The sequence below is a fragment of the Flavihumibacter cheonanensis genome (genome assembly GCF_022352215.1).
Taxonomy (GTDB): domain Bacteria; phylum Bacteroidota; class Bacteroidia; order Chitinophagales; family Chitinophagaceae; genus Flavihumibacter; species Flavihumibacter cheonanensis.
The window spans coordinates 2037566-2059051 of sequence record NZ_JAKRWF010000001.1; the positions used below are offsets into that span (position 1 = coordinate 2037566).

At 44.7% G+C, this 21486-nt stretch carries 19 protein-coding genes, 1 tRNA gene and 1 riboswitch; of the genes, 8 read left to right on the plus strand and 12 right to left on the minus strand.

The features are described 5' to 3' along the window. Positions 1 to 6: 6 nt before the first annotated feature. The 3 genes from MD536_RS09040 to pepT all read right to left on the minus strand — a co-directional run bounded on the left by MD536_RS09040 (position 7) and on the right by pepT (position 2985). Positions 7 to 705, minus strand: a complete 699-nt coding sequence (locus tag MD536_RS09040) for a MotA/TolQ/ExbB proton channel family protein (protein WP_239598045.1) — start codon at positions 703 to 705, stop codon at positions 7 to 9. A gap of 81 nt (positions 706 to 786) precedes the next feature. Next, complete coding sequence (locus tag MD536_RS09045; protein ID WP_239598046.1) at positions 787 to 1716, minus strand: SPFH domain-containing protein; 930 nt, start codon at positions 1714 to 1716, stop codon at positions 787 to 789. 24 nt (positions 1717 to 1740) lie between these two features. Beyond that, positions 1741 to 2985 (minus strand): peptidase T, encoded by a 1245-nt coding sequence (pepT, locus tag MD536_RS09050; protein WP_239598048.1) that lies wholly within the window; start codon positions 2983 to 2985, stop codon positions 1741 to 1743. 43 nt (positions 2986 to 3028) lie between these two features. Here pepT and MD536_RS09055 point away from each other — a divergent pair, with 43 nt between their 5' ends. Continuing rightward, the gene (locus MD536_RS09055) at positions 3029 to 3829 is read left to right on the plus strand and encodes a CPBP family intramembrane glutamic endopeptidase (RefSeq protein WP_239598050.1); all 801 of its coding nucleotides are present in this window, start codon (positions 3029 to 3031) and stop codon (positions 3827 to 3829) included. A 35-nt stretch (positions 3830 to 3864) separates the two neighbouring features. On the opposite strand, the gene MD536_RS09060 is transcribed toward MD536_RS09055, so the two are convergent. Then, the gene (locus tag MD536_RS09060; protein ID WP_239598051.1) at positions 3865 to 4320 is read right to left on the minus strand and encodes an FKBP-type peptidyl-prolyl cis-trans isomerase; all 456 of its coding nucleotides are present in this window, start codon (positions 4318 to 4320) and stop codon (positions 3865 to 3867) included. A gap of 85 nt (positions 4321 to 4405) precedes the next feature. Here MD536_RS09060 and MD536_RS09065 point away from each other — a divergent pair, with 85 nt between their 5' ends. Genes MD536_RS09065 through MD536_RS09080 form a run of 4 tightly spaced genes read left to right on the plus strand, consistent with a single transcriptional unit; the run spans position 4406 to position 8887 of the window. Beyond that, positions 4406 to 5608: an exo-beta-N-acetylmuramidase NamZ family protein gene (locus tag MD536_RS09065; protein ID WP_239598053.1), complete on the plus strand. Its 1203-nt coding sequence runs from the start codon at positions 4406 to 4408 to the stop codon at positions 5606 to 5608. Between the two features lie 22 nt (positions 5609 to 5630). After that, on the plus strand, positions 5631 to 6581 hold the full coding sequence (gene fmt / locus MD536_RS09070; RefSeq protein ID WP_239598055.1) for a methionyl-tRNA formyltransferase: 951 nt from the start codon (positions 5631 to 5633) through the stop codon (positions 6579 to 6581). 3 nt (positions 6582 to 6584) lie between these two features. After that, on the plus strand, positions 6585 to 7460 hold the full coding sequence (locus MD536_RS09075; RefSeq protein WP_239598056.1) for a bestrophin family protein: 876 nt from the start codon (positions 6585 to 6587) through the stop codon (positions 7458 to 7460). A gap of 8 nt (positions 7461 to 7468) precedes the next feature. Then, positions 7469 to 8887, plus strand: coding sequence for a DUF4403 family protein (locus tag MD536_RS09080; protein ID WP_239598071.1), 1419 nt, complete (start codon positions 7469 to 7471; stop codon positions 8885 to 8887). On the opposite strand, the gene MD536_RS09085 is transcribed toward MD536_RS09080, so the two are convergent. Continuing rightward, positions 8888 to 9271: an SET domain-containing protein gene (locus tag MD536_RS09085; RefSeq protein WP_239598073.1), complete on the minus strand. Its 384-nt coding sequence runs from the start codon at positions 9269 to 9271 to the stop codon at positions 8888 to 8890. 29 nt (positions 9272 to 9300) lie between these two features. Here MD536_RS09085 and mgtE point away from each other — a divergent pair, with 29 nt between their 5' ends. From mgtE to MD536_RS09100, 3 genes are all read left to right on the plus strand, one after another. Beyond that, positions 9301 to 10695 (plus strand): magnesium transporter, encoded by a 1395-nt coding sequence (gene mgtE, locus MD536_RS09090; RefSeq protein ID WP_239598075.1) that lies wholly within the window; start codon positions 9301 to 9303, stop codon positions 10693 to 10695. Between the two features lie 93 nt (positions 10696 to 10788). Then, on the plus strand, positions 10789 to 12624 hold the full coding sequence (glmS, locus tag MD536_RS09095; RefSeq protein WP_239598077.1) for a glutamine--fructose-6-phosphate transaminase (isomerizing): 1836 nt from the start codon (positions 10789 to 10791) through the stop codon (positions 12622 to 12624). Positions 12625 to 12633: 9 nt separating this feature from the next. Beyond that, positions 12634 to 14823, plus strand: coding sequence for a DUF4954 family protein (locus tag MD536_RS09100; protein WP_239598079.1), 2190 nt, complete (start codon positions 12634 to 12636; stop codon positions 14821 to 14823). A 6-nt stretch (positions 14824 to 14829) separates the two neighbouring features. On the opposite strand, the gene MD536_RS09105 is transcribed toward MD536_RS09100, so the two are convergent. From MD536_RS09105 to MD536_RS09135, 7 genes are all read right to left on the minus strand, one after another. After that, positions 14830 to 16902, minus strand: a complete 2073-nt coding sequence (locus tag MD536_RS09105; RefSeq protein WP_239598081.1) for a hypothetical protein — start codon at positions 16900 to 16902, stop codon at positions 14830 to 14832. A gap of 89 nt (positions 16903 to 16991) precedes the next feature. Continuing rightward, positions 16992 to 17201, minus strand: a complete 210-nt coding sequence (locus MD536_RS09110) for a hypothetical protein (RefSeq protein WP_239598082.1) — start codon at positions 17199 to 17201, stop codon at positions 16992 to 16994. A gap of 10 nt (positions 17202 to 17211) precedes the next feature. Then, a complete protein-coding gene (der, locus tag MD536_RS09115; RefSeq protein WP_234864531.1) occupies positions 17212 to 18525 on the minus strand; it encodes a ribosome biogenesis GTPase Der in 1314 nt (437 codons plus the stop codon). Positions 18526 to 18669: 144 nt separating this feature from the next. After that, the gene (era, locus tag MD536_RS09120; protein ID WP_239598084.1) at positions 18670 to 19539 is read right to left on the minus strand and encodes a GTPase Era; all 870 of its coding nucleotides are present in this window, start codon (positions 19537 to 19539) and stop codon (positions 18670 to 18672) included. A 134-nt stretch (positions 19540 to 19673) separates the two neighbouring features. Then, a tRNA-Met gene (locus MD536_RS09125) sits at positions 19674 to 19748 on the minus strand. A 56-nt stretch (positions 19749 to 19804) separates the two neighbouring features. Then, complete coding sequence (locus tag MD536_RS09130; RefSeq protein ID WP_239598085.1) at positions 19805 to 20524, minus strand: head GIN domain-containing protein; 720 nt, start codon at positions 20522 to 20524, stop codon at positions 19805 to 19807. 4 nt (positions 20525 to 20528) lie between these two features. Then, positions 20529 to 21251 (minus strand): head GIN domain-containing protein, encoded by a 723-nt coding sequence (locus MD536_RS09135; protein ID WP_239598087.1) that lies wholly within the window; start codon positions 21249 to 21251, stop codon positions 20529 to 20531. A gap of 102 nt (positions 21252 to 21353) precedes the next feature. Next, a riboswitch (TPP riboswitch) is annotated at positions 21354 to 21457 on the plus strand. Positions 21458 to 21486 lie beyond the last annotated feature (29 nt).

Here is a 21486-nt window from a genome sequence, read left to right on the forward strand (position 1 = left end):
GTTCGCTTATCTGGTAGGTTCCTGAAGGGTATCAATAAAATCTGAGCTGGCAACTTCCATCCGGTTAACAGTTTTATCCACCTGGGCATTTAAGAAACTATGTCCCACATAAGCCAGCAAACCAATGATCAATCCGGTTGCGGAGGTAATCATCTTCACATAAATACCACTGGCAATAGTGCTGAGGGTATATTCGCCGGTAGAAGAAATGCCATAGAACAATTGCACCATTCCTACAATGGTACCAAGGAATCCAAACATGGGTGCAATGCCGGAAACCAGCGATAACACAGAAAGATTTCTTTCCAGTTTGTACATTTCCAATCGCCCTACATTCTCCATGCTTTTTTCAATGGCATCAATAGGTTTGCCAATACGCTGAATGCCTTTATCAATGATGCGCGCTACCGGGTTATTGGTATTCTTGGCCAATGACCGGGCTGCAGCCACATTACCACTCAGAATATGATCCTTAATGATGCTCATGAAATTCTCATCGATCTTACTGGCTTTATTGATGGCCAGGTAACGTTCGAAAAAGAAATACATGGCAATTATCAGTAATAAAAACAGGGGAATCATCAGCGGGCCGCCCTGGAAGAGCAGATTGATCATACTGAGATCTTTGTTTTCATTGGTAGCAGCCTGGGCAGCATTGGCTATCTGTTGGGCCGTATCTGCAATCTGAAGAAGAAACAAATTCATCTGGTTGGTTTATTCTTTTGTCGGGTGTGAAAATAAGGCTATTATTTGCTAAGGAATTCTAAAGATTCTACCATCACCGGATCAGGCACCTACCTGCTTTACCATCATGGCCTGTATTTGCTTCATGGTTTTCTCCATTCCTTCGGCACTTCCATCGAGGAAAATAACATTCCCTTTACCATATTCAGCAAAGTTTTTCACGGCTTCTGTCCACATACTGAAGAGAATAACATTGGTATCCAGGTTGGCCTGACGCATGCGATCGGCTGCCTCACTCATCCCCTTGGCCACTTCCTCTCTGAAGAGTGCCACACCCTGGCCTCTCAGGCGGGCGGCTTCTCTTTCTGCTTCTGCAGCAATTTTGATGGCATTACCTTCTGCTTCCGCCCCTTTGGTTTTGGTGATCAGCAAAGCCTGTCCCTCGTTTTCAGCAGCTGCTTTCAGGTTATGCGAAGCCACCACCCGGCTCATGGAATCCATAATTACCTGATCAAAGGTGATATCATTGATCTGTAGATCGAGCAGGTGATAACCCCATTCTTCCAGCAGCTGATCGATCTGGTCTTTTACGTACTCCACGATTTCTTTTCTGAGGGCCAAAATCTCCGCCTGGCGTTTGGTGGCTACAAAGGAACGAATGGTACCTTCAATGGTGCGACTCAAGGCCTGCATCAGATCGCGATCACTGATGAATTTAAAAGCTACTTTTTTGATGGTGTCTTCCTGTTCATTCTGAACAGCATACAGCAACATGTTTTTAAAATACACATTGGCCTGATCTGCTGTAACCGCCTGGAACTCCAGTTCCACGGATCGGTTCTGCACCGATACCCTTTTTGAGATCTGTTCAATAAAAGGAATGATGAAATTAAGTCCGGGTAATAGGATACGCCGGTACTTACCAAACATTGTAACCACCCCAATCGTACCCTGGTTAATGGTTTTTAAGCCGGCAAATACGACGAGGATTACAATGAGAATCCACCAACTGGAAGTAAGGAGATCTAACATATTCGAATTTTGACTTTAAAATACTTATTCTGCCGCGTTCTTTTCCCAAAGCTGCACCAATTCTACCAATACCGCGAATGATTTTTCCATATCCTGCACACTTACATATTCCTGTTTGCTATGGAGCGACATTTCTCCTGTGAACAAATTCGGGCAGGGAAGTCCCATAAAGGAAAGCCGCGCACCATCCGTACCACCCCGGATCGGAAATTTCCGGGGCCGGATACCACAGTTGAGCATGGCCTGTTCCGCCAGGGCGGTCACTTTGGGATGGTGTTGTAATACTTCCTTCATATTTCGGTATTGTTCTTTCACCTCATAGGTAGTACGGGCTCCGGGATAGTTCAATACGATTTCATCGGCCAGGTGTTGCAGCAGAAATTCATATTCGCCTAATTTTGGGGTATCAAAGTCGCGGATGATAAAATCCACCTGCGCTAATTCAGCTGAGCCCGTGATACGAACCGGATGCACAAAGCCTGCTCTTCCTTCAGTAACCTCTGGAGCCAATTTTTCTTTGGGCAGCGACGCAACAAATTCTCCTGCCAGTTTGATAGCATTGATTAATTTACCTTTCGCCGATCCGGGATGAGCCGCGATACCATGGAAATAAATCGTCATACCATCTGCGGAGAAGTTCTCGTCTTCCAGGCTGCCGAGTTCACCGGCATCCATTGTATAAGCGATATCAGCACCCAGTATTTTCAAATCCACTTTATCTACTCCCCTGCCGATTTCTTCATCCGGGGTAAAGAGGATTTTAATGGCTCCATGTTGAATTTGAGGGTTAGATGAAAGGTAAGCCGCCAGTTCCATGATGATGGCTACACCTGCTTTGTCATCTGCACCTAATAAGGTAGTACCAGAGGCAGTAATGATATCGTCCCCGATTTTTTCTTTCAGATAGGGATGCTCTTCAATGGTAATTACCTGGGAGGTATCCTGAGGTAATACGATTGGTTCACCTGTAAATGCCGCATGCACAATTGGCTGTACGCCTGTACCACTGCAATCCGGGGCGGTATCCACATGTGAGCAAAAACAGATCACCGGAACTTTTCGGGTACTGGTGGCTGGTATTGTCGCGTATACATAACCGTAATCATCCAGGTGGGCGTCTTTAATACCCATATCCTGCAGTTCCTGCACCAGCAGGCGGGATAAGTCCTTTTGCTTTTCAGTACTGGGCTGGGTAGTACTAAGCGGATCACTTTGCGTATCTATCTGAACATATCGAAGCAAGCGTTCTTTTACTTGTGTTCGAACCATTTCCGGCATGATTGGTTAAATTTCGGCTCAAATTACTGTATTGATGGCAAAGCATTGGAGAGCAATCATTTTTATCTTCCTCTTTTTGAGCGTATTAATAGGTGGTGGATGGATCGGCACCCTGTTGGGACTGGACATCTATACCACTACCATTTTCCTCGGGGTACTATCCACCCTGCTTGCCTTTGGTATGCGAAAACTCGTAGACCGGGAAAGCATCCTTTCCATGGGCTGGCAATGGAAAGGATTTGAAATTGATTTCATGGTAGGCAATTTGGTTGCGATTGCGATATTGGGAACAGGCACTTGTTTGCTGCTGGTGACAGGAGCAATAGAATGGGCCGGGGTAGAATGGAACAGTAGCTCGTTTTTTTCCTCCCTGCTCTTGATGATAGTAGTAGCTGTTTATGAAGAACTGGCTTTCCGGGGTTATATCCAGCAGAACCTGATGGAAAGTATACATCCTTTGAAAGCCTTGGTAATCACGGCGCTGATCTTTGCATTTTTTCATGGCACCAATCCGAATGGATCCTTATTGGGCACTATCAATGTATTCCTTGCCGGGTTGCTTTTAGGTGTGAATTATCTCTATACGCGTAACCTCTGGTTTGGTATCGGCTTGCATTTTACCTGGAATTTTTTACAGGGACCCGTATTGGGATTTGGTGTGAGCGGATTGAGTCTGCCATCCGTCTTAAGTCAATACCAGCAGGGCGCTGAACTTTGGACAGGAGGAAAGTTTGGATTTGAAGCCTCCTTACTCAACACTATATTATGTTTGCTGGTAACGGCTGTCTTATTTTGGGTGTACGGAAAGCAACATAACAAAAAATGGTTGCCCTAGGGACAACCACTTTTATTCATTTGAATCAAGCTTGATTAGGGCATGATGATACGGGAAGGCGCACCAACAATCTCAACCAGTTCGATATCGAAAACCAGGTCTTCACCCGCCAGCGGATGATTGGCATCCAGCAGGATTGCAGTTTCCTGGATCTCAGTAATAACAACAGGAACCACCTGGCCCTGGCTATTATTCAGATTCAGGCGCATACCCACTTCGAGTGGCATATCAGCAGGAACCTGCTCTTTCGGGAATTCGATAATCATATCAGGATTCTTGGGACCATACGCATCATCAACAGGAATATGCACGGTTTTCTTGTCTCCCACAATCATCCCCATCACACCGTTGTCGAAACCAGCGATTACCATTTGGCTTCCCACCTGAAATTCCAAGGGATCCCGACCTTCTGAACTATCGAAAGTGGTTCCATCGGTAAGGCGACCATGGTAATGAACCTTTACGGTATCGCCAGACTGTACTTGTTGCATAAAAAAAATTTAAATTGATCAAATCAGGGCACAAGGTAAGGGAAAAGCGGCAGAGCGCCTGCTACCAATCCGTTATATTTGAGCCATGAAAAGGATTTTTTTTGTATTGCTTTGCGGCCTATTTAGTGTCGTAGATATTTTTGCCCAGCGGATTGAACCAGGAGCTGAACAGTTCAATCAATACCTTCCCAAATTATCCGGATTAAGAGTAGGAATTTTTGCCAATCAGACCACTGTTGTTTATGATACCCTTCACTTGGTTGATGCACTCAAACAAAAAGGGGTTCGCATCACGCGGCTCTTTTCACCCGAACATGGATTCCGCGGCACTGCTGATGCAGGAGAAAAAGTAGGCAATACGGTTGACCCTAAAACCGGCATCCCAGTGATTTCTCTCTATGGCAAAAACCGGATTCCCAAAAAAGAAGACCTGGACGCAGTTGATATCCTGATATTTGATATTCAGGATGTTGGTGTTCGATTTTACACATACATTTCTTCGTTGGAAGAATTTATGGAAGCAGCGATTGCAGCAAAAAAACCGTTGCTGGTGCTTGACCGTCCCAACCCAAATGGATTTTATATTGATGGCCCCATTCTTGAAAAACCCTATCGCTCTTTTGTGGGCATGCAGCCGGTACCTGTAGTATATGGCATGACCATTGGAGAATATGCCAAAATGCTGCTGGGTGAAAAATGGCTGAACACCAATCTGTCTACAGAAGGATTCCAACTCATGGTGATCCCCTGTAAAAATTATACACACGAGAGCAAGTATCAATTACCGGTAAAACCTTCTCCCAACCTGCCGGATATGTCATCCATTTACTGGTATGCCTCTACCTGTTTTTTTGAAGGAACGGTATTAAGTGAAGGCCGCGGAACCGACCACCCCTTCCAGGTATTTGGCCATCCTGCTCTTCCAAAAAATTTATATTCCTTTACCCCGCGTTCCAAAGAAGGCGCTAAAAATCCTAAGTTAAAAGATCAGCTCTGTTATGGTTGGAACCTGGCTGCTGAACCAACTGTTGTGTTATCAAAAATTGGAAACCAACTGCAACTGGAGTATCTGCTGGAAGCCTATCGCCTTTTTCCGGATAAAGCCAGTTTTTTCCTGGGTAAGCCGAATGCTGAACCAACCGCCTATTTCTTTAATAAACTGGCGGGTAACAGTCAATTGATGCAACAGATCAAAGAAGGAAAAACCATGGAAGAGATCAGGGCATCCTGGCAACCGGGATTGGAAAACTTCAAAAAAATTCGCGCCCGTTACCTGATTTACCCCTAACCCTTCTTACTAAATTCACACTATGGATTATCGCTCTTTGCGAATTGTTTTTATGGGAACGCCGGAATTTGCAGTTGCATCGCTTGATGCATTGGTACATGCGGGTTGTAACATTGTTGGAGTTGTAACAGCACCTGATCGTCCGGCTGGCAGAGGATTGCAATTACAACACAGCGCCGTGAAAACATTTGCGCTCGCTCATCATATCCCTGTATTACAACCCGAAAAATTACGCGATCCACATTTCCTCGAAGCACTTGATCAGTGGAAAGCGGATCTGCAGGTGGTAGTAGCTTTCCGGATGTTACCTGAGATGGTATGGAACCGCCCACCAATGGGAACGATTAATGTACATGGTTCCTTACTTCCCAATTATCGAGGAGCAGCTCCCATCAACTGGGCTGTGATCAATGGAGAAAAAGAAACCGGAGTAACCACCTTTAAATTGCAGCATGAAATTGATACCGGCAATATTTTATTGCAGGAACGCTTACCAATAAGTGAAGATGAAGATGCAGGTTCCGTACATGACCGGATGAAAGAATTGGGAGCTCAGTTATTGGTGAAAACTGTTGAGGGACTTGCGAATGAAAGCATCAAGGAGATACCGCAAGGCAGGCTCGTGGATTCTACACACCCACCCAAACACGCACCCAAGATTTTTACAGAAACCTGCCATATCAACTGGTTTCAGCATGTAGATGCTATTCATAACCTGGTAAGGGGATTATCTCCCTACCCTGCTGCCTTTACTTCATTGGAAGGCAAGACGCTGAAAGTATTTAAAACAAAAAAAGAAAAAACCCAACCGGCAATTGCACCCGGACAATTTGAAACCGACCAATCCACCTACCTGAAATTTGCAGCGCCGGATGGCTATATTCACCTGGAAGAAGTGCAATTGCAGGGCAAAAAAAGAATGGGTATCCAGGATTTTTTACGAGGCTATCGTTTTACCACCCAATCCAACTAAACAATGATATCATATAATACCAAAGACTGGCTATCTGTACTGTTTAAGTTACACAAGGCTGATACCATCCGGCAGTTACTACCTTTAATCGCCTTGATATCACTGTACTCCTGGGGTGTTGCTTATGTGGAAGTAGAAGTTTTGAAATTGTCGCAGAACAGCCATTTGAAGCAAGTATCGATCATGCATAGCCTGCTCGGTTTTGCGATTTCCATGTTGCTTGTATTTCGCACCAATACTGCTTATGATCGCTGGTGGGAAGGAAGAAAACTATGGGGAGCACTGACGAACAATTCCAGAAACCTTGCATTAAAGCTGGATAGTATGTTAGCTGTGGATGATCATGTGACCCGGAATTTTTTCCGTAAGTCCATTGCCTTATATGCCAGCATGCTCAGAGATCATCTTCGCTCAGAGAAAACAAGGCTGGCCTTGGATGAAATTGATCATCCGGAGTTGGCGGTGGATCAATCCAGGCACCTGCCCAACCAGGTAGCAGCCTTGATGATGCGAAGAGTTCAGGAGCTCTACCGAAAGAATGTGATTACAGGAGATCAGCTCATTACCATCAATGCAGAACTGTTATCATTTACCGATATCTGTGGTGCCTGTGAACGAATCAAAAACACACCCATCCCATATTCCTACAGTGTATTCATCAAAAAATTCATTTTCATTTATGTAATTACGTTACCGATTGGATTTGTATTCAATTTGGGGTATCTCGTAATTCCCGTAGTAGCTTTTATCTTTTATGTGCTTGCCAGCCTTGAATTGATCGCAGAGGAAATTGAAGACCCATTTGGAGGTGATGCCAATGATGTACCGACAGAAAAAATAGCTGAGAATATCCGTATCCATGTAAACGAAATCCTTTGATAACAACTATGCGTAACCGAATCCTTCTTGTTGGCACAATTTTCCTTTTTTCGTTGTTTGCTTCCTGTGGAAGCAGTAAGAAAGCAGCAAAACCTGCACCGCCCCCTGTTGTAAAAACATTACCACCACTCACAGAATCGGTGATACATATACCTGTCAAAATTGTAGTCAAACCCTTTTTACAGCAGGCAGAACAATTAGCCCCTACTACCATTACTTCGGATGGATGGCCGGCTTATCTGCAGAGTGGCTGCGACTTCCGGTACAAGTATCGCTTTCTTCGATCCGGTTTTCAGTTCAGTTGTGTAAACAACCGGGTAACCATGACCATGAATGGACGGTACCAGATTGCCGGAAGTAAAACCGTATGTGTATTGGGACAATCGGTTTCGCCCTGGATCAATGGAAGTTGTGGGTTTGGTGAAGAGCCGATGCGAAGAGTGAATATTCAATTGGTATCCGATTTGAGATTCACGCCCGATTATCGCTTGCAAACCAGCACCCGGGTGGAGAAAGTGCAGGCAATTGATAAATGTGTTGTAACTATTTTCAATAATGATGTTACCCAGCAGGTAATGGACAGCATCGCGGCAGCGGTTAATTTTTATGGTGCAGCTGTAGATCAGAATATGCGCAACCTTCGGTTTGACGAAGTATTAAATCCGGTGGCAGAAAGAGCAGGAAAGAAAATTCCGCTTAGCACCTATGGATTTATGAAATTAAATGCCAATTCGGTTAAGCTGGGTGCCATCAACTTAACTGGTGATACGTTGAAATTTATTGCCGGCTTATCCTGCTTTCCGGAGATCAGTTCCGACAGCATCAATACGTCAGTGACGCAACACCTGCCTCCCTTAAGTGGTACAGTAAATGGAGATGGTTTTAATCTGACCACCAATGCGATCTATGATTACCGTACCATTGATACCTTATTAACGAGAACACTGAAAGGAAGAGAGTTTGATGTAAAAGGTGAAAAGATTCGCATTTCAGGTGTTGAAGTATCCGGACTTGACAATTACAAAGTTCGGTTTAAGATTGATTTTACGGGCACCAAAAGAGGAACGCTGTTTCTAACCGGAACACCAGAGCTCGATATACAGACGCAGCAATTACAGGTACCGGATCTGGAATATGACTTAAATTCCTCGAGCCTGGTATTGGCAGTTGGGAAAACCTTCTTCAACCGGCAGATCCTGGAGAGTTTACGGCAGCAGGCAAAGATCAACGTACGCGAGCTCTATTTGAAAAATAAAGTAAAAATTGATACACAGCTCAACCGGGTTATTATGGATGGAATCCAGATGACAGGCAATACCCAGGAGCTTCGGTTAACCGGCCTTGTTATTAACAAAGACAATGTGCAGGTGCAGGCACAGGTAAAAGGACAGGTGAATCTTGTCATCACCAACTTGCCGATGCAATAATCAGAGGGCATCAAACCATAAAGGTTTGGGATCGTTCCAGTCGCCATTGTAATTAATGAATAATTCCTCTCCGGCATTGATTGGGCGTACAGTTTTTATACGGATCATTTGGGATTCCATATCCATTTCATATTCGCAATTGCTTTGGAAGCTGTGGTTGTACAAAGACACATAGCCAAGTGCCACGCAACAGGCTTTATTATCCTCTCCCCATTCAAAAATATAATAGTGCAGCAGGGTTTTATCCAGCAGAAGGCGATCGGTTTCAGACAATACAATAACCGGACTGATCTCTACCAGGGTATCGGCCTCCAGTGGCTCGAGCGTGAACACACCTCTGCCCATGGAGGGAGTTGGGGCAATTATCAGGCAGGGTAAAATCATCCTGCAATATAAAAATGTATTTTTACCCCATGACCGAAGATCTGGAAACCCCTGCGTCTATCAGTGAACAATTTGCTTCCATCATTCACCTGGAAGACAAGCTGCGCATACGCGAGTTTCTGAATAATCAGAACATCAGCGACGTGGCTGAACTGGTGGATGAGTTTGATGAATTTGCCAGCCAGATCATCGGCAATATGAGCACGCACCGGGCTGCCAGTGTATTCAAGATCCTGGACACTTCCGTACAGAAACAAATCATCCAGGAGTTGCCACCGTTAAAATCGGCCGAGCTACTGAATGAACTACCTGCGGATGACCGGACCTCTTTTCTTGAAGAGTTGCCCAGTGAAGTGGTAAAAGAACTGATCAAAACACTGGATCCGGAAGAAAGAAAAATCACACTCTCCCTGCTTGGGTATCCTGAAGGCAGTGTGGGACGATTGATGACCCCGGATTATATCGCGGTAAATGCAGATTGGACCATGACCGAAGTACTGGATCATATCCGGGAAGTGGGACGTGAATCGGAAACGATTGATGTGATTTACGTAGTGAATGATAAGGGAGAATTTGTGGATGACATGAGAATCCGGGATGTGATCATGACGAGTCCGGATAAAGTGGTAAGTGATATAATAGATTACAGATACATCGCATTGAATGTAAATGATGACCAGGAAGTAGCCAACCAGACATTCAAGATGAATAACCGGGTGGCGCTACCGGTGCTGGATGATCAGAATATATTGCTGGGCATTGTAACCATTGACGATGTGCTCTGGGTTGCCAATGAGGAATTCAGTGAAGATATGCAGCGGATTGGTGGTACGGAAGCATTGGATGAGCCATATCTTGAAATGCCCATCTTCAAATTGTTCCAGAAGCGTATTGTCTGGATGGTAGTGTTATTTATCGGAGAAATGCTGACTGCTTCGGCGATGGGTTATTTTGAAGATGAAATCGCGAAAGCGGTAGTGCTGGCCTTATTTGTTCCCTTGATTATATCAAGTGGAGGTAATAGTGGATCACAGGCCTCCACCCTGATCATCCAGGCAATGGCGGTAGGAGAAATAACCATATCGGATTGGTGGAGGGTGCTCAAGCGCGAAATCATTTCTGGATTGTTGTTGGGGAGTGTGCTGGGCATCATTGGATTTGCAAGAGTAATTGTTTGGTCGCAGTTTTTCCCGGAAGTATATGGCATCTATTATATTCAGTTGGGCGCTGCAGTTGGAATATCCCTGATGGGAGTAGTATTATGGGGTACGATCAGCGGATCCATGTTACCCATCTTCTTAAAAAGAGCCGGTGCTGATCCGGCCGTATCCTCCGCACCCTTTGTTGCAACATTGGTTGATGTAACCGGGTTGATCCTCTATTTCAGCGTTGCCTATCTCTTTTTACGGGGCCTCATGCTCTGAGTTAACCGGCTTACGCAAACGATTGCTTAAAAAATAATTTAACTATGTTTGCGTTTTATTGCCGGCACCTTATAACAAAAAAAGATAATAAATATGTGTGGAATTGTTGCTTACATCGGACATAGAGAAGCTTATCCAATCATTTTAAAAGGGCTGAAAAGGTTAGAATACAGGGGGTACGACAGTGCGGGGGTGGCTCTCTTGAACAATGGAATGAAAGTGTATAAAAAGCAGGGGAAGGTTGCTGACCTGGAAGAGACACTGATCGGTAAAGACCTGCATTCGAATATTGGAATTGGCCATACCCGCTGGGCAACACATGGTGAACCCTGCGATCGGAATGCACACCCTCATACCTCCAAAAATGGCAAGTTATCCATGATACATAACGGGATCATTGAAAACTATGCCCAGATCAAAGGAGAACTTATCAAAAAAGGATACACGTTCCAGAGTGACACGGATACGGAAGTGCTGCTGAAATTCATTGAAGACATTTATGTGAACAATGAAGGCAGCCTGGAAGAAGCGGTACGAATTGCATTGAAACGGGTGGTGGGTGCTTATGTGATTGTGTTACTGGATGAAGACAATCCGGATACCCTGATTGCCGCAAGAAAAGGATCACCACTTGTAATCGGAATCGGCAAAGGAGAACATTTCCTGGCATCGGATGCCTCTCCTATTATTGAATACACGAAGGAAGTGGTATATGTAAATGACTATGAAGTGGCGATTATTCGTCCGGATGAACTGATCCTGAAAAACCTGGGTAATGAAAAGATCACCCCCTTCATCACCAAGCTGGACATGGAACTGGCAGCTATTGAAAAAGGCGGCTATGATCATTTCATGCTGAAGGAGATTTTTGAACAACCGCATACCATATTTGATTGTTTGCGCGGAAGACTGGATGCCAGTGCAGGAACCATCACAATGAGTGGAATACAGCAATATGCAGAGCAACTGATGACCGCCAACCGCATCATCATGATAGCCTGTGGAACCAGCTGGCATGCGGGACTTGTTGCGGAATATATATTTGAAGAGCTGACCCGGATACCGGTTGAAGTGGAATATGCTTCAGAATTCCGGTACCGCAATCCGGTTATCAATAAGGGAGATGTGATCATTGCAATTTCACAGAGTGGTGAAACCGCAGATACCCTGGTAGCAATTGAGAGTGCGAAAGAAAAAGGAGCCATCATATTGGGCGTAGTGAATGTGGTAGGATCCTCCATTGCCCGTACCTCTCACGGCGGGGCCTACACGCATGCTGGTCCGGAGATTGGAGTAGCCAGTACCAAAGCCTTTACAGCGCAGTTAGCGGTATTGACCATGATGGCATTGAAATTAGGTTACATGAAGGGGTGCATCAGTGAAAAACGCTATATGCATTTGCTGAATGAGCTGAATGATGTACCAGAAAAAGTGGCAACGGCCTTGTTGCAGAAAGATGCCATCCATGAAATCGCGCTTAAATACAAAGATGCATCTGATGCGCTCTACCTGGGTCGCGGTTATAATTTCCCGGTTGCATTAGAAGGCGCGCTGAAACTGAAAGAGATTTCGTATATCCATGCGGAGGGTTATCCGGCTGCAGAAATGAAACATGGTCCCATTGCATTGGTGGATGACAAACTGCCGGTATTCTTTGTGGCAACAAAAGACAGTTTCCATGAGAAAGTCCTGAGCAATATGCAGGAGATCAAAGCACGTAAAGGAAAAGTAATTGCTGTAGTGAGTGAAGGAGATGATGCAGCCAATGCGCTGGTAGATGATTTGATCGTTGTTCCTTATGCGGATGAGCTGATCGCGCCCATTATCAATGTGATTCCCATGCAGCTCCTCGCCTATTACATTGGTGTAGCAAAAGGACTGGATGTAGACAAACCCCGAAATCTCGCCAAAAGCGTAACAGTAGAATAACTGTCTCTTATGAATCTGATCAAAAAAAATCCCCTTCAATCCCTGGGATATGGATTTGTAGAAAATCAATATCTCAAGGAAGGGAAGGATGAGTATTTCCATAGAAACCGCCAGAACAACAGTGGCATCCAATACCGGCAGCTCACAGCTTATGAAATTGAAGTATTGGTGCGCAACCGCAACCAGAGTGACGACTGGAATAAGTTACTGGTATCCGATGCTTTTAATCCGGAGTTAGTAAAGAACTGTAAGTTTTACGGACTGGTGCGGATTGGCAAACTCGAGCCGTATTGCCTCGAGTTTAACAACCTCAAGATGGCAGTGGGACTGTATAACAGCACCATCATCAGTTCTGACTTTGGAGACAATGTGGTAGTGGATAATGTGAATTATCTATCGCATTTTATTATTGGAAATGAAGTGATGCTGGTGAACATCAATGAACTGGCTACTTCAAGTCACTCTAAATTCGGGAATGGGATTTTGAAGGAAGGCGAAGAAGAGAAAGTGAGGATATGGCTGGAAGTCTGCAATGAAAACGGAGGCCGCAGAATATTGCCCTTTGATGGCATGTTGCCGGGAGATGCGTATTTGTGGAGCCGGAACAGGCAGGACGAGCAGTTGCAACAGCGCTTTGTGGAGATGACGAATAATCGTTTCAGCAAGGACAGAGGGCAGTATGGTCAGATTGGTGATAGGACAGTAATTAAGAATTCCAGGATACTGAAAGACGTATACATTGGAAGTGATGCCTATATCAAAGGCGCGAATAAAATCAAAAATGTAACCATCCATTCCAAACCGGATGCCCGCAGCCAGGTAGGTGAAGGTTGTGAGTTGGTGAATGGCATTATTGGAGAAGGCTGCAGGGTCTTTTATGGCGTTAAGGCAGTGCGTTTTATAATGGCAAGCCATTCACAATTGAAATATGGTGCTCGCCTTATTAACTCTTATCTTGGAAACAATGCAACGATCTCCTGTTGTGAGGTATTGAATTCCCTGATTTTTCCGGCGCATGAACAGCACCACAACAATTCCTTTTTATGTGCTGCATTGGTAATGGGTCAATCCAATATGGCGGCAGGAGCAACAATTGGATCCAATCATAACTCAAGAGCAGCGGATGGAGAATTGATTGCAGGCAGAGGCTTCTGGCCTGGCTTGTGTGTGAGCCTGAAGCACAATTCACGATTTGCCTCCTTTTCGATTCTGGCCAAAGGAGATTATCCTGCCGAATTAGATATCAGACTACCTTTTTCATTGATCAGCAACGATGTAACGCATGACCAACTGATAGTGATGCCGGCTTACTGGTTTGAATACAACATGTATGCATTGGCAAGAAACTCCTGGAAATACGTAGCGAGAGATCAGCGCATTGAAAAACTACAGCAAATTGAATACGATTTTCTGGCACCGGACACAGCAAATGAAATGCTGGAGTCGTTGGATATATTAACGCTCGCAACAGGAAAAGCCTGGTACCAGCAGCAGGGGAAAGAAGCAACAGAAAGACAGTGGCGGACAAAAGGAAGAGGGTTGCTGGAGGAGGGGGAAATGGCAATACAGGATCTTACCATAGAATTGGAACTGGCTGAAAACAGTCAACGTCCTGTATTGATTAAAAAAGCGGCGATGGCCTATCAATGGTTCAGCCGTTTGCTGGATTATTATGCAGCCAAAGAGATTCTGCTTGCATTTGAGCGAAATCCATTGAGTACACTGAACCGTATGGTGGCAAAATTGCCCAAAGCAGAAAAGGTGTCCAGGTGGACCAATATCGGTGGGCAGTTGGTGGAAGCAGCAACAGAAGACCAATGGCTATCAGCTATCCGGTCGGGCAAAATAAAAAGCTGGGAAGAACTGCATGCTCGCTACCAGCAGGAAACGGATCAATATGCTTTGCAAAAACTAAAGCATGCACTGGCAATTTATAAGCAACGCCATGGGGTGGATTTATCCTCAACCTCAGCAGAGGTTCGACAACTACTGGAAAATGCCATCAGTACCCGTCAACTCATGACCGAAAAGATTTTCGAAAGCCGGGCCAAGGATTACCAAAACGAATTCAGGCAGATGGTTTATAACAATGAAGCGGAAATGGAAACAGTAGTAGGTAAATTGAGGGAAAACAGTTTTATCTCGGATGAGCAGAAAGCATTCCGTCAGTTTAAAAAGAAAGTGGAAGGGTTGATATAATTCCGCCTACCAGATTTGTTTCAGAATAGTAGGAGTTCCTTTTTGATCAGTAAGCCGAAACAGGAGCCATTGGTTTGTTTTTCGAGGCAAAGGAATCCAATGACTGGCTATTCCCGATGGTTGATTGATTGGGTGACGCAATAATAGTTGTCCGGCTGCAGTATATACTTCCAGCAAATAGCGACCCGCCTCCCTGCTATCAATTTGAATAGAGGAAGATGCTGCATTCAAACGAACCTGGTTCTGCAATGGCAGTATCGTACCTGGAAATCTAATAACCTTTGAATACTGTTGGGCGCCATTGCCGTCAATCAATTTAACTCTGCACAAAGCACTGGTTTGGCGGTTTGGTAAATTATAGTAATACACTCGTTTTCCGGGTATGTACTGTAGCGTTGCAACTGATTTAAACGGCTCCCCTCTTTCTGCCAGTTCCACTTCCATAGCTGCTGGCTCTGTTCCGCCAGCCAGTTCCCAGTTTACGCTCCAATAACCAGCATTTCTGCTGATCCAGAAGGACTCCACCAGCACAGGTAGAATATTCGCACCACCTGTTTTATTGGCCAGTGTAAACCTGGAAGCACTCAATAGGTTTCGGTCCAGTGCAATCGTTCGGATCCTGCCTTGTTCAGGACTTGAACCAGGTGTTAGTCCATCCCTAATAGAGCTCCATTGATTATCAGCAAAAGCAGCTATACTAAGTGCTGCCGTATCCAGAATGGTTCCACTATGTGCTCCTGAATAACTAAACTCAAAAACCGGATCAGGTGAATTGAGATCGGGCACACTGAGAATAGTCCAAAACTCAAGAGAAGAAATCGTGCTGATACCGGGTGCCAGTTGTTGTCCTTCTATGTTGGCATCATCACGATGATAGGAAAGCTTCATAGTCCCGGAAAAATTAGCAACCTGAACCAGGCTTACAACATCTTTGTTAATGAGAGGAAAGCTGGTGGTATCCTGTGAATTAAATCGTTTTTGAATAGTGCCTGCGATACCTGTACCAACAGCATGCGTAAGCCGGGATTTTTCAGTTAAGACCAATTGATGCCCCATCGTTCGAAGGAATCCCTTTTTAAGGTTTACATCATAAGGAAGGACAAGATCTGATAACAATTGCAAACCGGCAGCATTGTCTATCATGAACCATATACTATCCAGTACTTGCCCGGATGAATAAATTTGTTGTAAAGAAGCACCTCCAAATAATAGGCAACCGGTAGCTCCGGATTGATTAGATTCCAGGATACGGGAGTTAAGTTCTTCCAGATTTCCCATTAGTTTCAGACAGGAACTCCTGTTGCCAGTTGACATATTTAAAGTGGCCTTATCGAGTCGAAGCGTACCATTCACCTGAATGGTATCACTGAAATGCAGACTGAAAACAGTTCCGCTGTCTACAACCAGATCACCTCTGATCAGCGCGGAATTGGTACCGGAGGAAGAATAGGTACAAGTACCAGCCGGACTCGCAACGGAAGACAATTCCAGGCTACCGAAGACCCTACCACTGATGGATAAAGTAGAAGCAGCATCAGTGTTTTCCATTCTGAACACACCGTTCTCTGTCCCTTCAGCCCTGCTCAGTTGATTCACCAGGTCTGCATGGCCGGTTCTGCTTTGATGAATATATCGGCCACCATTTTCTATTCGGATGGAATCACTAATGCGGAGCGCATACCCACTACTGCTACCTGACGCATTGATGAAAGCTGCATTCTTCCGAAGCAGGAGCGTATAACCCATACCCATAGTCGAAAATCCTCTTGGCAAGGGAGAGCCGCTTGAACTAGTAACTGTATTGGTAACGGGGAGTAAGATGCGAATGAAGGAGGAACCGGTTGGACTAATCTCAAGCGATTGTACAACAACCCCTGTATCGGGGAGAATCACTTCATAACTGGCTGTAAGAAAGCTGTTATCCAACAAGACATGATCCAGGGAGTCAGGAACTGTTTCTCCTTCCCAGTTGAGCGGATTATTCCAAAAGGTTGTATTACCATTGCCGGTCCATTTTTTTTGGGCATAACTGCATGGGACCACAAGCAGCCAGACAATACCCCAACACCACAATTTCATAACTCACTTTTTGTCCCGACCAAGTTACAGTTACCTGATTGTACAAAAAGCGCGAAGTAGCCGATTGGGTTAAAAAACGGTATCGGTTTTTATTGTGCAACACTATCAACGGCAGTTGAATCAAGTGCTGCCTGCACAGTAGAATCGATTGCTTTGGCAGCATCTCTTGCAACTTTGGCGGCGGAGTCAGCAGCTGCTTCAATAGCAGTACTATCAACAGTGGTTCCGGAAGAATCCGAACTATTGGAACAGGATATCATACAAACAGCTAGTCCAATAACAAGCAATACCGTTTTCATACTAAAGGGTTTATTTTTTACGGAAGAAAATACGAACAGGTACCCCTTTGAAATCAAAGGTTTCACGCAGCTTGTTTTCCAGATAATTACGATAAGGAGTTTTAATATCATCCGGGTAATTACAGAAAAATGCAAAGGAAGGGACGTGGGTAGGTAATTGGGTTACGTATTTAATACTAACCGGATTACCTCTAACAACCGGCGGATGGTAAGCAGCGATGGCTTTCAGCATTACATCGTTGAGTTGAGAAGTTGGAATTTTTTTCTTTTTATTTTCTACCACCTCAAGAGCAATTTCAATTGCCTTGAAGATGCGCAATTTGTCTTTGGCGGAAATAAACAAAACAGGTACATCTGTGAAAGGCGCCAGTCTCTCTTTCAACTGCTTTTCATAATCCCTTGCCGTATTGGTTTGCTTTTCAACCAGGTCCCATTTGTTTACGAGGATAACAATCCCCTTTCCTTTTCTCGCAGCCAGGCTGAAGATGCTGAGATCCTGGGCAGAAATACCTTTTTCTGCATCCAGCACCAGTAAACAGACATCGGCTTCATCCATGGCTTTGATAGCACGGATCACAGAATAGAATTCGAGGTCTTCATGCACTTTTTGTTTTCTACGAATACCCGCTGTATCGATCAATACAAATTCCTTCTGGAACATATTGTAGTGAGTATGAATGGTATCTCTGGTAGTTCCGGCGATATCACTCACAATGGTTCTCTCCTGTCCAACCAGCGCATTCAACAAAGAGGATTTACCAACATTGGGTTGTCCGATGATAGCAAACTTTGGGATGTCAGCAGTTTCATCATCCGCCAGGCGATCTTCGGGAATTGCTTCCACCACCGCATCGAGGATTTCACCGGTTCCACTACCACTAATAGCAGAAACAAAGAATATTTTTTCAAAACCAAGACTGTAAAATTCTGTCGCCTCCAGCATGCGTTGGTTGTTATCCACCTTGTTTACCACCAGGTAAACTGGTTTGGTAGTGCGACGCAGTACATCTGCCATTGCTTCATCCAGGTCTGTGATACCGGTAGCGGTATCCGTCATAAAGATCAGGGCATCGGCTTCATCCAGTGCAATCAGTACCTGTTTTTTGATCTCCTGCTCAAACACATCATCGCTTTTAGGTACAAAACCGCCGGTATCAATCACGTTAAAGGTTTTACCATTCCATTCCGCAATACCATATTGACGGTCGCGGGTTACGCCACTCACATCATCTACGATTGCCTTTCGCTGTTCCAGCAGCCGATTGAAAAAAGTACTCTTGCCAACATTCGGCCTACCAACTATTGCTACAGTATATCCAGACATGGGAAGTATGAATTATGAATTTGGAAGTATGAATTAGGGATCTCTAATTTAAAAAACCCGACATCGACTTCTATTCTATGATTATTTTGTTTTTATTTTTTGTTTTGTTTTCCTCCGTCTCACTTCTGACGTCTGACGTCTCACTTACTTGTATCCATACTCCCTCAAATACAAATCATTATCCCTCCATTTCGGACGCACTTTTACGAACAGCTCGAGAAATACTTTTTGTCCGAGGAATTTTTCGATTTCTATGCGGGCCCTTGTGCCCAGCTCCCGAATCATTTTACCACGTTCCCCGAGGATGATTCCCTTTTGGGTATCGCGGTGAACAATGATATCTGCCATGATTTTTACCAGGGTAGATTTCTCCTTGAATTCCTGCACCAAAACCGCAGCATGATAGGGAATTTCATCCTGGTATAGCTGGTAGATCTGCTCGCGAATCAGTTCTCCCACAAAAAAGCGGGTAGGCAGATCCGTTAGGTTATCCTCATCGAAAAAGGGCTCACCTTCCGGCAGATAACTCAGGATTTTTTCCAATAAGGCAGGCAAACCGGTTTGCTTAAGAGCTGAAACCATCAGTATCTCCCGTACATAAGGTTTGTTCTCAAAAAACTGTTTGGCAGCTGTTAGCTTTTCTTCAGGCACACCATCAATTTTATTGAGCACCAACAACGCCGGAACCTTTAATCGCAGGGCAGTAAAAATGGCATCACTCTCTTCCAGGTTATCAGAAACATCCACCAGGAGAATAGCCAGATCCGCATCTTCCAGGGCGCTTTTAACGGCCTGCATCATGCGCTCATGCAACTTGTACCTGGGTTCAATAATACCGGGGGTATCCGAAATGATAATCTGGTAACCGGGTTCAGTCAGAATGCCCTTGATACGATGGCGGGTGGTTTGCACTTTGGGTGAAACAATAGCCAGTTTTTCGCCCAGCAGGGCATTTAAGAGAGTGCTCTTACCGGCATTAGGCCGACCAAAAATATTTACAAATCCAACTTTCATCTTTAGCATTTAAGACAGGAGTTTACGCTAAAGAAGATCAGGGAGGTAATCAAATTCCAGCGCGAACATCCGGTCGCATAGAATAAACGAGTATAAAGCTACAATAAAAAGCCAGCAAGTCTCCTTGCTGGCTTTGGTTGCGAAGGGAGGGATCGAACCTCCGACCTTCGGGTTATGAGCCCGACGAGCTACCGCTGCTCTACTTCGCGATTTGGATTGCAAATGTACAGCGATAACTGTTCCCTTCCAAAAAATTCTTTTAAAATCATCCATCCTTACGTGAAATGGAACTGGCGCCACTGCTTTTCATATCCCGGATCAGGCCTTCACCTTTAATCCTGATATCCGAAGCGCCGCTTGCTTTGGCTGAAATTTCTTTATTAACCACCACATTGATAGAGGAAGCACCACTGGCATCCAGTTCACAGTAATCCGTTACCAGGTCCCAGCCCTTTACAGAACTAGCTCCACCTACATTTGCTGCCAGTTTCCCGATTTTGCCTTTCAGGCGGGTATCACTGGCACCTCCCAGGTTCATGGTCAGTTCCCGGCATTCCAGTTCACCTTTCATATCACTGGCACCTCCCAGTTGAATATTCAGGACATCCTGTTTTAATACCCCCATTATTGAAATATCACAGGCTCCATTTGCCTTGATCATGGTCAGGTTCTTAATGGAAACATAGGCTTTCATTTTCTTATCACCTCTCCAGTCGTTCCATCCTTTTCCATCAAACCAGATTTTCAGCACCCCATCCTTCACCTCGGTCCGGATTCTGTCATTTACTTTTTTATCAACGGAACTAACAGCCACACCGGATTCATCTCCCTGAGAAATGTATATATCAATAGCGCTACTTGCATCGATAGCAGTAAAGCTGCCAACGGATCGTTGTTCTGCATTCGCATCATTGATTAAAAATTTCTGAGCCCGACCGGCAACAACACTCATTACCAGTCCAATTAAAAGCAGGTATTTTTTCATATACTTATTTACTTTGAGATTTTACACTTCCGCCACTACCAGTTCGTAAGTTACGGATCAATCCACCACCTTTGTAATGAATTGCGCCACCACTGCTGGCTTCGGCATTTAATTCTTTGGTAACGGTGATATCAACTACACCACCACTGCTTACATCTGCTGAACAGTAATTACTGGTTAATCCATATCCTTTGAAAATTGCGCCACTGCTGGCTTCTACGTTGAGTTTTTCTGCCGAACCGCTAATTTCTGTTATAGCGCCACTACTGTTATCAGAACTGATTTCTGTAGCAGTAAAGCTGGCTTCAATGATTGCGCCGGAACTGGCATCCAATTTAATTTTAGATCCTTTAATAGTGCTGGCTGTTTTTGCGATGGCGCCGGAGGAAGCACTTAATTCAGTCAGTTCCCGAACCGACACATAGGCTTTAAACTTGAGGTTCTTCCTCCATTTCCAATTGCCATCGGTATGATCAATATATACTTTCAGCACTCCGTTGTCTACCACCGTTTTAATGCGGTCGGTATATTCAGGATTGGAGCAACTCACCGCTACCGCCTCTTTATCTCCTTGTTGTAACAAGAGTTCAATGCCGGTAGATACTTTAACACCGGTAAAACCTCCCACTGAACGCTCGCGGGCATTGTTATCGGTAATGGTAGTAGTTTGGGCCAGGAGGCTGGTGCTGACAAAAAGCAGCAGGAAAAGGTTTATCAGTTTACGCATGATGGTTGTATTTTCAGTAGGACGGATCAGTTCCCCAAAATGTTACAGCAATTTTATTTTTTTTGGTCTTAACTTGCAGCCTGATTACGGCCGTAGTCAAATATCAGTTTCCCGGGGTGCTGAGGATTTAAGGTCCAAGGCTGAGATAATACCCGTTGAACCTGGTCAGGGTAATGCCTGCGCAGGGAAGGTGGTTGAATAGCATTTATTCCTCCTTTTGCTTTCGCAGCATTTC